Consider the following 13,169-nt stretch of genomic DNA (forward strand, 5'->3'; position numbering starts at 1 on the left):
GGAGGATCGCCCCATGGGTTCACGCATGTTCGCCGCGGTGTATCCGCCCGCGGACGTTGTCGAGGAGATGGAGGAGTTCTTCGGGCCGCGACGCGACGCCGACGCGCGCCTGCGGTGGGTGCCGGACCACCACTGGCACCTGACCACGTTGTTCTGCGGCGACGTGCCCGACCGGGCGTACGAGCCGCTGGTCGAGAACCTCCGCGAGGTCGCGGCGGCCGCCCGGCCGTTCGACGTTCGGCTGGCCGGGGCGGGGGCGTTCCCCGACCCGATCGAGACGCGCCAGCTCTATCTCGCCGTCGTCGAGGGCGGCGACCAGCTCGCCGCGCTGTCGCGTGGCTGCCGCGCCGCCGCGAGCCGGGCCGGCACCGAGCCCGACGGCACGAAGTTCGTGCCCCACCTGACGCTGGCGCGCACCAAGCCGCGGTTCGACTCGACCTCCTGGCTGCGGGTGATCGACGCGTTCCCCGGCGTACGCTTCGCCGCCCGCGAGCTGGTCGTCGTCGAGTCGTTCACCAACGAGGGCCGCGGCAACCGCGTACGCCACGAGACCGTGGCGCGCCTGCCGTTCGGTCGCGGCGAGGACCGGTGGTGGGACGTCCTCGACGGATCCACGGCCTGAGACCCCGCGGGGGTGTCGGCGACCGTCGCTACCGTGAGGGCATGGCTCACCGACTCGAGACCCTCGCCGTGCACGCCGGCCAGGAAGAGGCCGACCCGACGACCAACGCGCGCGCCGTGCCGATCTACCAGACGGCGTCCTATGTCTTCGACGACACCCAGCACGCGGCCGACCTGTTCGCGCTGAAGACGCCCGGCAACATCTATTCGCGCATCATGAACCCGACCCAGTCGGTGTTCGAGGAGCGCATGACGGCGCTCGAGGGCGGGGTCGGCGCGCTCGCCACGTCCTCGGGCGCGGCCGCGATCACGTACGCGGTGCTGAACCTCGTCAACGCGGGCGACAACATCGTCGCGCTGTCCACCCTGTACGGCGGCACGTTCGCGCTGTTCGCCCACACGCTCAAGCAGTTCGGCATCGAGGCGCGCTTCGTCGACCCCGAGAAGCCCGAGGCGCTGGCCGACGCCGTCGACGCGAAGACCCGACTCGTGTTCGGCGAGACGCTGTGCAATCCCAAGATCAACGTCATCGACCTCGACGCGTGGTCGGCGGCCGCCCACGAGCTCGGCCTGCCGTTCATCGTCGACAACACCGCCCCGACGCCCTACCTCTGCCGCCCGTTCGACCACGGGGTCGACGTGGTCGTCCACTCCGCCACGAAATACATCGGGGGCCACGGCACCTCGATCGGCGGCGTCATCGTCGACTCCGGGCGGTTCGACTGGGCGGCCCATGCCCAGCGCTTCCCGAGCCTGACCGGGCCCGACCCCGCCTACCACGGGGTGGTGTGGACCGAGGCCGTGGGCGAGGCCGCGTACATCATGCGGTGCCGCACCGTCCTCATGCGCAACACGGGGGCCACCCCCGCGCCGATGCACGCCTGGCTGTTCCTGCAGGGGCTGGAGACCCTCCACCTCCGCATGCAGCGCCACTCGGAGAACGCGCTGGCGGTCGCGCGTCACCTGAGCGACCATCCGGCGGTGGCGTGGGTGAACTATCCCGGCCTCGAGGACAGCCCCTACAAGGAGGTGGCCGACCGGGTCCTGAAGGGCGGCTACGGCGGCCTGGTGTCGTTCGGGCTCAAGGTCGGGCGGGATGGCGGGGCGACCTTCGTCGAATCGCTGGAGCTGTTCAGCCACCTCGCGAACATCGGCGACGCGAAGTCGCTGGTGATCCACAACGCGACGACGACCCACTCCCAGCTGACCGAGGAGGAGCTGGTCGCCGCGGGAGTGCCCGGCGACATGGTGCGCCTGTCGATCGGCATCGAGCACATCGACGACATCCTGGCCGACCTCGACCAGGCGCTCGCCCGCGTCGCCCCATGAGCGTCGGCACCGTCGAGACCCGGACCGTACGCCTGTTCACCCCCGAGGCCCCGCTGATGCTCGCCAGCGGGGCGAAGCTGGCGGAGGTCGACGTGGCCTACGAGACCTATGGGACGTTGGATGCGGAGGCCGCCAACGCCGTCTTCGTGTGCCATGCGCTGACCGGCGACGCCCACGCGGCCGGGTTGCACGACGGCGCCGACAAGCCCGGCTGGTGGGACAACCTGATCGGCCCTGGCCGCCCGCTCGACACCGATCGGCTGTTCGTGATCTCGGCCAACCTGCTCGGCGGCTGCCAGGGCACGACCGGGCCGTCGTCGATCGACCCGGCCACGGGAAACCCTTACGGGCTTGACTTCCCGTTGCTCCAGATGCGCGACTTCGTGACGGTCCATCGCGCGCTGATGCGCCATCTGGGCGTCGAGCGGCTCATGGCGTGCGTGGGCGGCTCGCTGGGCGGCATGCAGGTGCTCGACTGGGCGCTGGCCTTCCCCGAGGAGGTCGGCAACGCCGTCGTCATCGCCTCGTCGTCGCGCCTGACCGCCCAGAACATCGCCTTCTCGGCCGTGGCGCGCGAGGCCATCACGCGCGACCCCGGCTTCGCCGAGGGCCAGTACGCGGTCACCGGCACCAGCCCCGAGATCGGCCTGTCGATCGCGCGGATGATGGCCCACATCACCTATCTCAGCGAGGAGGCCATGGCCGAGAAGTTCGGGCGGCGCTTCCAGGACTCGGAGACGCCGCGCCACGGCTTCGGGGTCGACTTCGAGGTGGAGAGCTATCTGGCCCACCAGGGCGAGACGTTCCTCCATCGCTTCGACGCGCTGAGCTACCTGTATCTCACGCGCGTGATGGACTATTTCGACCCGTTCGCCTCGCTGGACTCGTTCGCCGAGGTGCTGGCCGCGCGTACGCGGTTCCTGGTCATCAGCTTCGACTCCGACTGGCGGTTCGACACCGAACACTCGCGGCGCATCGTCCGCGAGCTCGAGCGCGGGGGAGTGCCCGTGAGCTTCCGCGAGATCTCGTCGCCGTGGGGCCACGACTCGTTCCTGCTCGAGCTCGAGGGCTATCACGCGACCGTCCGCGCGTTCCTCGACCGCGCCGCCGCCGAGGAAGTCGCGTGCTGAGGGCCGACCTGGCGCTGGTGGCCGACCTCGTCCCCCGCGGGGCGCGGGTGCTCGACCTGGGCTGCGGGTCGGGGGAACTGCTCGACCACCTGATCACCCTGAAGGGGTGCAGCGGCACGGGCGTCGACACCGACGAGGCCGAGGTCGTGCAGGCGATCCGCCGAGGCGTACCCGTCATCGAGCTCGACGTCGACGCCGAGCTGGGGGAGTTCGCGACCGACTCGTACGACACCGTGGTGTTGTCGCGCACGCTCCAGACCCTGCTCCACCCGCGCCGCGTCCTGGACGAGATGTCGCGCATCGGCGGCCGCTGCATCGTGTCGGTCCCCAACTTCGGGCTGTGGCGCAACCGGTTGGCGATCGTCCGCGGCCACATGCCGATCTCGAAGGACCTTCCGCACACCTGGCACGACTCGCCGAACGTGCGCTACACCACGCTGGCGGACCTTGAGGACTTCTTCGCCGACGCCGGGTTCGTGGTGGAGCAACGCATCCCGTTGGACGAGGCGGGACGTGTCCTGGGTGGGCGCCGCGGGCGCCACCCGAACCTGTTCGCGGGCGCGGCGGTGTATGTGCTCGCACGCCCGCAACACGGCGAACCGCCCGTCTGCTGATAATGGGTGGGTGAGCCACGACCCCCAGGAGCCCCTCGCCCCCGAACCCCGTCGCGAGCCGACCAACGACGAGCTGGCGGCCCAGCCGGGCGGAGTGCGCATCGGCGACCGCGAGCGGGACGCCGCGGTCGAACGGCTTCGCGACCACCTCGTCGACGGTCGCCTCGCCCAGTTCGAGTTCGACGACCGCATGGCGCGCGCCCTGGCCGCCCGGACCGAGCAGGAGCTCGACGGGCTGTTCACCGACCTGCCGGGCGACCGCGGGCTCGTGCCGCTGGCCGACTCCAACTCCGGCTCGGCCGCGGTCGAGCATGGCGGTGGGGCGAACCGCAACTCGGCCATGGCCCGGTTCTACGGCATCGCCTCCGCGGTGAGCTTTCCCCTGGCGCTCGTCATCTGCTTCGCCACGGGGTGGCGGGCCTGGTGGCTCATCCTGATCCCGATGATGGTGCTGCCGGCGCTGGGCCAGGCGCTGGGGATCCACAAGGGCGACGACGAGGACGAGGACGACGGCGACGAGAAGAAGCCGATCACGAAGGGCTGACGCGACCTGGAGTGCGACAGATCGACCACGATCGTCGATCTCGGGGCCGCCAGAGCGTTCGAGATCGTCAATCGTGGTCGAAAAGTCGCAGTGACTACCGCGTCAGTTCCGCGCGCGACGGCGCGTACGCCCGGAAGCGCAGCGGCATACCGGCCTCGGCCGGCGTACGGTTCGCCTTCCTCAGGTTGCACGGCCCGCAGGCGGCCACCGTGTTCTTCCACGAGTTCGGTCCGCCGCGTGACTGCGGGAGCAGGTGATCGACGGTGGCCGCGTAGCCCCCGCAGTACGCACAGGTGTGCCGATCGCGCTTGAGGACGCCGCGCTTGGTCCAGCCCGGCGGGCGCGCGTACAGGAACGCCGTCTTCACGTAGCGCACGAGGCGGAGCACGAGCGGCCACGGGTAAGGCCCGATGCCCTGACCCTCACGTGCCTCCTCGACGATCGCGACCTCGCGGACGAGCATGCCGATGGCGTGCTTGACCGACACGGTGTGCAGCGCCGTGTTGTCGGCGTTCAGCACCAGAACTCCGCTCATGTTTCCTCCTCTCGATGCGCCAGCAAACAAAAAACCGCCCCGCGGGAATGCGCGCAGGACGGTGTGGATGAGCTGACCCGAGGGGGTCAGCTCATACATCCGTCGATCGTGCGCCTGCGCAGGCACGGACGGGTCGGGGCCTCCGCGTACGCGGCCTGGACGAGGTGCTTGTGCACGGTGGCTCCTTCCTGTGGTTGTCCCTGCTGTGCTGGAACCAACTTCCAGCGATGTCTTTCCCGACGGGGAACAGATTAGTGTTGTGTCGGCAAACTGTCACCGAATTTCTGGGGTGGTGGACCGCGCACGCAGGACTGCGGTCACGCGCTCACCCGATCCGCCCAGCCCGAACCGCTCCGCCAGCGCGGCGAACTCCGGCCCCGGCTCCGCCGGCAGCGCCAGGTCGTCGAGCCCGACCCCGAGTTCCAGGTCCCGACGGGTGCGCACGACATCGAGCGCCACGCCGAGATAGTCGGCCGACGCGTTCAGCTTCTTCCGGATGGTCGGCGACAGCGCCGACCCCTCGTCCAGGGCGGCCTCGATGATCGCGTCCAGCCCGCCCCAGGTCTCCACGAGCGTCGCCGCCGACTTCTCGCCGATGCCCGCCACGCCGGGGATCCCGTCGGACGTGTCGCCGCGCAGCGCCGCGAAGTCGGCGTAGCGGTGGGCGTCGATCCCATATTTGGCCCGCACCCACGCCTCGTCGACGACCTGCAGGTTCGACATGCCCTTCGCGGTGTAGACGATGCGAATGGGGCGCGCGTCGTCGACCAGCTGGAACAGGTCGCGGTCGCCCGTCACGACGTCCACCGCGCAGTCGGCGGTGGAGGCCAACGTGGCGATCACGTCGTCGGCCTCGAAGCCGTCGGCGCCGACGATGCGTACGCCCAGCGCGTCCAGCGCCTCGACGATCATCGGCACCTGCACCGCGAGGTCGTCCGGCGCCTCCTCGCCCACGCCCGACTCCGCGCCCGCGCCCCCGGCGCCGACGGGGGCCTGCGGCGACACGTCCGCGACGCGATGCGTCTTGTAGGACGGCAGCAGCTCGACCCGCCACTGTGGCCGCCAGTCGTTGTCCCAGCACGCCGCCACATGGGTCGGCTGGTAGTCGGTGACCAGTCGCCCGATGAAGTCCATCAGCCCGCGCACCGCGTTGACGGGCCGTCCGTCCGGCGTACGCAGGGGAGCGCGAATGCCGTAGAAGGCCCGGAAATAGAGGCTCGCGGTGTCGAGGAGCATGAGACGCGTCATGGCTCCATCCTGCCGGGTGCCACCATGGCCCGCATGGAGGATCTCGATCGCCGCATTCTCGAACTGCTGTCCACCGACGGCCGCATGTCCTACACCGACATCGGCCGCGCCACCGGGCTGTCGACCTCGGCGGCCCAGCAGCGCGTACGCCGCCTCGAGCAGCGGGGCGTCATCGAGGGCTATTCGGTGAAGATCAACCCGACCGCGTTCGGTCACCTGCTGACCGCGTTCGTGGACATCGCGCCGTTCGACGCGTCCCAGCCCGACGACGCGCCCGACCGGCTGCAGCACCTCCACGAGGTCGTCTCGTGCTATTCGGTCGCCGGCTCGTCGAGCTATCTGCTCAAGGTCCAGGTCACCGACCCCGAGCACCTCGAGCAGCTGCTGGCCGACATCCGCTCCGCCGCGAACGTGTCGACCCGCACGACGCTGGTCCTGTCGGTACCCTTTGCCGACAGACCCAACCTCCACCCCGGACAGAAGCGTGACCGAACCTGACGCACCACCCCCCGATCCGGCGACGCCGGATCATTCGACCTCCGTCGTTCTGACCGGTCTCCACCTCCTCGACCGCCCCGGCCTGTGGGCCGTGGCCCTCAGCGGCGGCTTCGTGGTCGCCGTCACACCCGCGGAGTACGCCACCACGCTCGGCCTCCCCGTCATGGACGCCCGGCCCTCGGTGGGCGAGCGCGCCCTGTTGACCGGCGGGTTCGTGGACGCCCACGCCCACGTGCTGCTCACGGGCCGCGGCATGGCCGGGCTCGACCTCGCCCACGTCCACTCGGTGACCGACCTGCTCGCCGCGGTGGCCCAGCGTCGCGCCGAGGCCGGACCGCTGTTGATCACCGGCCAGGGCTGGGACCACACCGAGTGGCCCGAGGGCAGGCCCGCGACGATGGCCGAGCTCGACCGTGCGGCGGACGGCGCGCCGGTCCTGCTGACGCGCGTGGAGGTCCACTCCGCGCTGGTGTCGTCGGCCCTGGTCGACCGCGTGCCCGGCCTCCGCGACGCCGACGGCTTCGACCCGTCCGGGTGGATCACGCGCGAGGCGTTCGGCCTGGCCAGCAAGGCCGTGGCCGGCATGTTCACCGATTCCCAGCGCGAGTCCCACGTCGAGGCGGCCCTGCGCGCCGCCACCGCGAAGGGCATCGTGTCGGTCCACGAGATGGGCGCGCCCCACCTCAACACCCCTGACGAGCTGCTCCTCACGCGTCGGGTCGCCGCTCGGCTCGGGGTCGATCTGCCGGCCTACTGGGGCGAGGAGGCCAGCCCCGAGATCATCGGCTGGGCCGTCGCCGAGGGCCTGCACGGGCTCGGTGGTGACCTCAACGCCGACGGCGCCATCGGGTCCCGCACCGCCTGCGTCTCCGAGGGATACCACGACCACCCGGTCGACGACGCCGGCGGCGAGGGGTTCCTCTATCTCGACGCCGAGCGCGCGGCGGCCCACGTCATCGCGTGCACCCGCGCGGGCCTGCAGGCCGGGTTCCACTGCATCGGCGACCGCGGTGTGGCCACGTCGGTGGAGGCCATGCGGCGCGCCGCCGATGCCTGCGGTGCGGGGGCGATCCGCCGGGCCCGCCACCGCCTCGAGCACGTCGAGATGGCCTCCGACCGCGACATCGCGACGATGGCCGAGCTCGGAATCTGGGCCTCGATGCAGCCCCTGTTCGACGCGTGGTGGGGGATGCCCGGCGGGCTCTACGAGCAGCGCCTGGGCGCCCGCTACACCGGCCTGAACCGTTTCGCGACGATGCAGCGCGCCGGCGTACGCCTGGCCTTCGGTTCGGACGCCCCCGTCACGCCCTTCCACGGCTGGGAGGTCGTGCGTGCGGCCACCCTCCACTGGCAGGAGGGCGAGCGCCTCGACGTCCACACCGCGTACGCAGCCACGGGCGCGGCTGGCCACGAACTCGCCCATGGCCCCCACGGCGAGCGGTACGCGGCCCATGGCGCCATCGCCGTCGGTGCCCCGGCCGACCTCGCCCTGTGGGCGTGCGAGGACGTCGGCGACGACGGCTGGCCCGCCCTCAACAAGTACGCCACCCCGCCCGCCTGCGCCGCCACCTGGGCCCGCGGGCGGCTCGTGCACGACGACCGCGCGCTGGTCGAGGAACTCCCGTGAGCCGCTGGGCCCGCGCGCTCGGCCTCGTCTCCTCCGGCGTCGCCACCGGGCTCGCCTTCGAGCCGACCAACCTGTGGCCGCTGGTCGTCCTCGGCCCGGCCGCCTTCCTGTGGCTCGCCCACCCCGATGCGGGGGCGCCGACCCATGCCGCCGGGCAGCGGTGGTTCCGGGGCCGCGGCTTCGGGCCCGGCTACGTCTTCGGGCTGGGCCTCTGCGCGGTCACCCTGTCGTGGCTCCGCGTGCTGGTCCCGGGGGCCGGGCCGTTCATCGCCGCGGTCCTGATCGTGTTCGAGGCCCTGTTCTTCGGCCTCTTGGGCGTCGGCGTACGCCTCGTCCAGCGGCTCCCCGCCTGGCCGATCGCCGTGGCGCTGGTCTGGGCGGCCGTCGAGTGGCTCTACGGGCACGCGCCGTTCGGCGGCTTCGGCTGGATCCGCCTAGCGTACGCCACTGTCGACTCGCCGCTCGCCGGGCTCTTCCCGTTCATGGCCGTCTCCGGTGTGTCCCTCGTGGTCGCCGGCCTCGCCGCCGCCCTCGCGTACGCCGCCCTGCGCCGCACGCCGCGCGCGCTGGTCGGCGCGGCCCTGGCCGTGGTCCTGGCCGCCGGGGCCGGGCTGGCGGGGCGCCAGTGGCAGGCGGAGCCCGTGGCCACCGAGGGCGCGGTCAACATCGGCATGGTCCAGGGGAACGTCGACGGGGTCGGCATCGGCGGCATGGGCCGCGCCCGCTCGGTCACCAACAACCACCTGTCCGAGACCGTGACCCTGATGGCGACCTCGCGCGCCGGCGCCCAGCCGGTGCCTGACCTCGTGCTGTGGCCGGAGAACTCGACCGACATCGACCCGACCCTCGACACCCAGACCATGGCGACCGTCGAGGCGGCCAGCCGGATCGCCCGCATCCCGATCTTCGTCGGCGCTGTGATGGACGGTCCCGGCGAGGACGAGCGCCAGACCAGTGGCCTGTGGTGGATGCCGGACCAGACGGTCGCGGCGCGTTACGACAAGCGGAACCTCGTGCCGTTCGGCGAATACGTCCCGTTCCGCGACGCGCTGGTGCCCGTGATCCCGCTGCTGAAACTCGTCGGTGCCCAGTCGGTGCCCGGCACGACGTCGGGCGTCCTCGACGTCCCGCTCGCCGACGGTCGCCGCCTCGCGGTGGGGGACATCATCTGCTTCGAGCTGGCGTACGACGACACCGTCCACGAGGCCGTACGCGGCTCCGAGGTGGTCGTCGTCCAGTCCAACAACGCCACCTATCGCCGCACGGCCCAGCCGCTGCAGCAGTTCGCGATCACCCGCGCCCGGGCGATGGAGGCGCGCCGCGACATCGTGGTGTCGACCACGAACTCGCTGTCGGGCCACATCGACCGCAACGGGCGTGTCCTCGACCGGACCCACGAGATGGTGGCGGCCTCGCGTACCTATGTGGTGCCGCGGCAAACCGCCATCACCCCGGCCGTACGCCTGGCTGGCTGGATCGACCTCGCCATCGGCCTGGGCGCGCTCGCGGCGCTGGCCGGCGGCCTGGTGTCCGTACGCCGGCTCCCGTGGCTCCGGGGCGTTTCGGCGACTCACCCGCGCGGTGGCGCGCGGGCCTTGGAGTGATGCGGGATGATGGACACTCGAACAGTCAGCCGACGGAAAGGGCGATCGTGACCGACGCCAGCGACGTGTACCCGGGCCTCGGCCGGGTCCTCGTGATCATCCCCACCTACAACGAGGCCGGCAACGTGCCGTTGATCGTGGGGAGGCTGCGCGCCGCGGTCCCCGCCGCCCACGTGCTGATCGCCGACGACAACTCGCCCGACGGAACCGGTCGCATCGCCGACGAGCTGGCGGCCGACGACACCCACGTGCACGTCCTCCACCGCAAGGGCAAGGAGGGGCTCTCCGCCGCCTACATCGCGAGCTTCCGCTGGGGCCTGGAGCGCGACTACGACGTGCTGGTCGAGCACGACGCCGACGGTTCCCACCAGCCCGAGCAGCTCCACCGCCTGCTCGACGCGCTCGCGGCCGGGGCCGACATGGTCAAGGGCTCCCGCTGGGTCAAGGGCGGTTCGGTCATCAACTGGCCGCTGCAGCGCGAGCTGCTGTCGCGGGGCGGCAGCCTCTACACCCGCCTGATGCTCGGCATTCCGATCAAGGACATCACCGGCGGCCTCAACGCCATGAAGGCCGACCTGCTGCGCGCGATCATCGACGACATCGAGGCCAAGGGCTTCGGCATCCAGCGCGACCTCACCTGGTTCGCCCATCGTCGGGGCTTCACCGTCGTCGAGGTGCCGATCGACTTCAAGGAGCGCGAGATCGGCGACTCCAAGCTCGGCAAGGACGTCTTCGTCGAGGCGCTGAAACAAACGACGGTCATGGGCGTACGCCACCGCGGCAGCCAGCTGAAGGGCCTCGCGGCCCGGGCGAGGGGCACGAAGAAGTCATCGGACTCGAAGGACCTGGGCGCCCGCCGGGAGCAGTCGGGGCGCTGATGAGCCAGTCACTGGGACCGTCGGGGACATCCGGGCCGGCGCCGCGTCGGCGCCGGTGGCTCCTGCCGGCCCTGACGGCGGTGTTCATCGCCGTCCCGTTGGCCGAGGTGTGGCTGCTCCTGCAGGTCGGCGAGCTGCTCGGGCTGTGGCCCACGATCGGCCTGCTGGTGGTTGCGGCCGTCCTGGGTTCCTGGCTGTCCAAGCGCGAGGGGACGAAGGCGTGGCGGGCGCTGCAGACGGCGATGCAGAGCGGCCGCATGCCGCAGGGCGAGCTGGCCGACGCTGCGCTGGTCCTCACCGGTGGGGTGATGCTGGTGTTCCCGGGCTTCTTCACCGACATCATCGGCATGTTCTTCCTCGTGCCGTTCACGCGACCGCTGGCCCGACGCCTGCTCGGCTGGGTGTTGAAGGCCCAGCTGGACCGGGTCGCGAAGAGCGGTCCGATGGGACCCATGGGGATGGGCCCGCTCGGTCCGCTCGGCACGACGACGTCACGCCCGCCTGCCGAAGGCAACGTCACGATCATCGACGGCGAGGTCGTGGAGGACCCGGAGCGCAGGCGCGACTGACCAGGTTCGACTCCGGGCCCGAGCAAGTGTGAAAAGTGCACACCTGTGCACTTTGCGCGGCCTCCGCCCAGCGCCACCCCGCGTGTTGGGCGCACCTGTGCACTTTGCGCGGGTCGGGGCACGCCGCTCCATTCACATCCCGCATCCCATCCCAGGAACGACGAAGCCCCGCAGCCATTCGGCTGCGGGGCTTGTTCTGGGGGAGTGCAATCAGGCGCTCTTGCGGGACCTCAGCAGGTCGAGCCGCTCGGCGAGCAGGTCCTCGAGCTCGGCGATCGAGCGGCGCTCGAGCAGCATGTCCCAGTGCGTACGCACCGGCTTCTCCTGCTTGACGGCCATCGGGACGCCATCGGCGCGCACGGACTCGCTGCCGCACCGCGGGCACTCCCAACTCGTGGGGAGTTCGGCCTCGTCGGAGAAGGCGCACGAGAACTGGTGTCCGCGGGGACAGTCGAACCCGATCTCCCGGCGCGGGGCGAACTCGATGGACTTCTCGTCCTCAAAGCTCTTCGCACCGAGCCCGGAACCTCGTAGTGATCGGTCAGCCATGCCATTACCTCCAATATCGGGACACTGGTGGAACGTGCCGGGGCAGCGATTTGTTCCTCAGGATACCGGTGGTTTGACAGGGGGAAGCCAGGGGGGTTAGAAAGAGCGATTCACATGCTCGTGGTGTTGCTTGACCGGAGCGAGAGCCGCGAGGCCCAGCAGCAGCACGACGACGATGCCGAGGATGCCCCAGTATTGGGTGTTGGCCTGCCCCGTGACCTTGTGGCCCAGCCAGACGGCGAGCCCGAACAGGGCGGGGGAGAGGAACGACACCACGCGACCCGTGGTCGCGTACAGTCCGAAGACCTCGCCGGCACGCCCCTCGGGGATCAACCGGGCCAGGAACGAGCGCGAGGCCGACTGGGCCGGACCGACGAACATCGTCATGAGCAGGCCGCACACCCAGAACACCGTGGTGCCGCCGTCGTGCAGTACGAAGATCGCAACGCCCGTGGCGACGAGTCCCACGAGCGACACCATGATCACGCGCTTCGGCCCGACCCGGTCGTCCAGCAGTCCCGCGGCCATGGTCGACAGGCCGGCCACGATGTTGGCCACCGCGCCGAAGATGATGACATCACCGGCCGAGAACCCGAAGGTTCCCGCCGCGATGACCGCCCCGAACGCGAACACGCCCGCCAGCCCGTCGCGGAACAGCGCCGACGCCACGAGGAAGGCCAGCGTGTGGGGGCTGTTGCGGCGGATGCGCCCGACCGATGCGAACAACTGGCGGTAGGACTCGACGACCCCCAGCCGCGGCGCGACCGTCGCGCGGCGGCGCTCCTTCAGATTCAGGAAGGTCGGAATCGTGAACAGCAACGTCCAGACGCCGCACGCGATCATCGACACGCGGATGTCGAGGCCCTGCGCCCCGGTCACCCCGAACAGCCCCACCTCGGGCTTGATGAACAGGAAGAACAGCAGGAGCAGCACGATGATGCCGCCCAGATAGCCGAGCCCCCATCCGAACCCGGAGATGCGGCCCACGTTCTTGCCCGTGGCCACGTCGTCGAGGAGGGCGTTGTAGTTGACGTTCGCGACCTCCGACACGATCGAACCGATGCCCAGCAGTGCCAGACCCACCCACAGGTACGCCGGGGCCGGCTTCACGAAGAACAGCGACATCGAGATCAACGCCAGCAGCCAGGTCTGCCACCGCAGGCTGCGCAGCTTTGACCCCTGCCGGTCGGCGTTCTGGCCGAGGACCGGCGCGATCAGGGCGATCAGCAGCCCGGCGACCGTCGTCGAGATGGCCAGTGACTGCGAGGTCGCGTTCTCGGAGCCGAACGGGGCCGACGTGATGTAGACGGCGAACACGAAGGTGGTGATGACGGTGTTGAACGGCTGCGTACCCCAGTCCCAGATCGCCCACGACCAGACCTGGCGGCGGCCCGCGCCGGGGGAGGCCTCGAGGGCCATGGGT

14 protein-coding genes are annotated in these 13,169 nt (G+C 70.8%); 10 read left to right on the forward strand and 4 right to left on the reverse strand.

Annotated features, from left to right (window positions below; all coding sequences use genetic code 11):
* The first annotated feature begins 13 nt into the window (after nucleotides 1–13).
* Genes thpR through ACYVAG_RS16455 form a run of 5 tightly spaced genes read left to right on the forward strand, consistent with a single transcriptional unit; the run spans nucleotide 14 to nucleotide 4,238 of the window.
* The gene (gene thpR, locus ACYVAG_RS16435) at nucleotides 14–622 is read left to right on the forward strand and encodes an RNA 2',3'-cyclic phosphodiesterase (protein ID WP_460771462.1); all 609 of its coding nucleotides are present in this window, start codon (nucleotides 14–16) and stop codon (nucleotides 620–622) included.
* Nucleotides 623–663: 41 nt separating this feature from the next.
* Nucleotides 664–1,950, forward strand: a complete 1,287-nt coding sequence (locus ACYVAG_RS16440) for an O-acetylhomoserine aminocarboxypropyltransferase/cysteine synthase family protein (protein WP_460771465.1) — start codon at nucleotides 664–666, stop codon at nucleotides 1,948–1,950.
* The gene (gene metX / locus ACYVAG_RS16445) at nucleotides 1,947–3,080 is read left to right on the forward strand and encodes a homoserine O-acetyltransferase MetX (protein WP_460771466.1); all 1,134 of its coding nucleotides are present in this window, start codon (nucleotides 1,947–1,949) and stop codon (nucleotides 3,078–3,080) included. The genes ACYVAG_RS16440 and metX overlap by 4 nt, the downstream gene beginning before the upstream one ends.
* Nucleotides 3,074–3,694: a methionine biosynthesis protein MetW gene (gene metW, locus ACYVAG_RS16450; protein ID WP_460771468.1), complete on the forward strand. Its 621-nt coding sequence runs from the start codon at nucleotides 3,074–3,076 to the stop codon at nucleotides 3,692–3,694. The genes metX and metW overlap by 7 nt, the downstream gene beginning before the upstream one ends.
* Before the next feature lie 10 nt (nucleotides 3,695–3,704).
* Nucleotides 3,705–4,238 (forward strand): DUF1707 SHOCT-like domain-containing protein, encoded by a 534-nt coding sequence (locus ACYVAG_RS16455; RefSeq protein ID WP_460771470.1) that lies wholly within the window; start codon nucleotides 3,705–3,707, stop codon nucleotides 4,236–4,238.
* A gap of 94 nt (nucleotides 4,239–4,332) precedes the next feature.
* Here the strand turns inward: ACYVAG_RS16455 and ACYVAG_RS16460 are convergent, their stop codons facing one another.
* Both ACYVAG_RS16460 and ACYVAG_RS16465 read right to left on the reverse strand, forming a co-directional pair.
* Nucleotides 4,333–4,773, reverse strand: coding sequence for an HNH endonuclease (locus tag ACYVAG_RS16460; RefSeq protein WP_460771472.1), 441 nt, complete (start codon nucleotides 4,771–4,773; stop codon nucleotides 4,333–4,335).
* A gap of 273 nt (nucleotides 4,774–5,046) precedes the next feature.
* Entirely contained in the window at nucleotides 5,047–6,021 is a 975-nt protein-coding gene (locus ACYVAG_RS16465; protein ID WP_460771474.1) for a 5'-3' exonuclease, read from the reverse strand.
* Between the two features lie 33 nt (nucleotides 6,022–6,054).
* Between ACYVAG_RS16465 and ACYVAG_RS16470 the strand changes: the two genes are divergently transcribed.
* From ACYVAG_RS16470 to ACYVAG_RS16490, 5 genes are read left to right on the forward strand one after another with little or no spacing between them, the layout of a single operon-like run.
* Nucleotides 6,055–6,519 carry an Lrp/AsnC family transcriptional regulator gene (locus ACYVAG_RS16470; RefSeq protein ID WP_460771475.1) on the forward strand — a complete coding sequence of 155 codons (465 nt, stop codon included), beginning with the start codon at nucleotides 6,055–6,057 and terminating at the stop codon, nucleotides 6,517–6,519.
* Nucleotides 6,506–8,146 carry an amidohydrolase gene (locus ACYVAG_RS16475; protein WP_460771477.1) on the forward strand — a complete coding sequence of 547 codons (1,641 nt, stop codon included), beginning with the start codon at nucleotides 6,506–6,508 and terminating at the stop codon, nucleotides 8,144–8,146. The genes ACYVAG_RS16470 and ACYVAG_RS16475 overlap by 14 nt, the downstream gene beginning before the upstream one ends.
* The gene (gene lnt / locus ACYVAG_RS16480; protein ID WP_460771479.1) at nucleotides 8,143–9,750 is read left to right on the forward strand and encodes an apolipoprotein N-acyltransferase; all 1,608 of its coding nucleotides are present in this window, start codon (nucleotides 8,143–8,145) and stop codon (nucleotides 9,748–9,750) included. Before ACYVAG_RS16475 ends, lnt begins: the two co-directional genes overlap by 4 nt.
* Complete coding sequence (locus ACYVAG_RS16485) at nucleotides 9,750–10,628, forward strand: polyprenol monophosphomannose synthase (RefSeq protein WP_460771481.1); 879 nt, start codon at nucleotides 9,750–9,752, stop codon at nucleotides 10,626–10,628. Before lnt ends, ACYVAG_RS16485 begins: the two co-directional genes overlap by 1 nt.
* Nucleotides 10,628–11,197: an FxsA family protein gene (locus tag ACYVAG_RS16490; protein ID WP_460771483.1), complete on the forward strand. Its 570-nt coding sequence runs from the start codon at nucleotides 10,628–10,630 to the stop codon at nucleotides 11,195–11,197. The genes ACYVAG_RS16485 and ACYVAG_RS16490 overlap by 1 nt, the downstream gene beginning before the upstream one ends.
* A gap of 210 nt (nucleotides 11,198–11,407) precedes the next feature.
* Here the strand turns inward: ACYVAG_RS16490 and ACYVAG_RS16495 are convergent, their stop codons facing one another.
* Together ACYVAG_RS16495 and ACYVAG_RS16500 are read right to left on the reverse strand one after the other, a co-directional pair.
* Nucleotides 11,408–11,746: an RNA polymerase-binding protein RbpA gene (locus ACYVAG_RS16495; protein ID WP_460771484.1), complete on the reverse strand. Its 339-nt coding sequence runs from the start codon at nucleotides 11,744–11,746 to the stop codon at nucleotides 11,408–11,410.
* A 96-nt stretch (nucleotides 11,747–11,842) separates the two neighbouring features.
* Nucleotides 11,843–13,165, reverse strand: a complete 1,323-nt coding sequence (locus ACYVAG_RS16500; protein ID WP_460771527.1) for an MFS transporter — start codon at nucleotides 13,163–13,165, stop codon at nucleotides 11,843–11,845.
* Between the last annotated feature and the right edge of the window lie 4 nt (nucleotides 13,166–13,169).

This window comes from Mariniluteicoccus flavus (genome assembly GCF_054776655.1).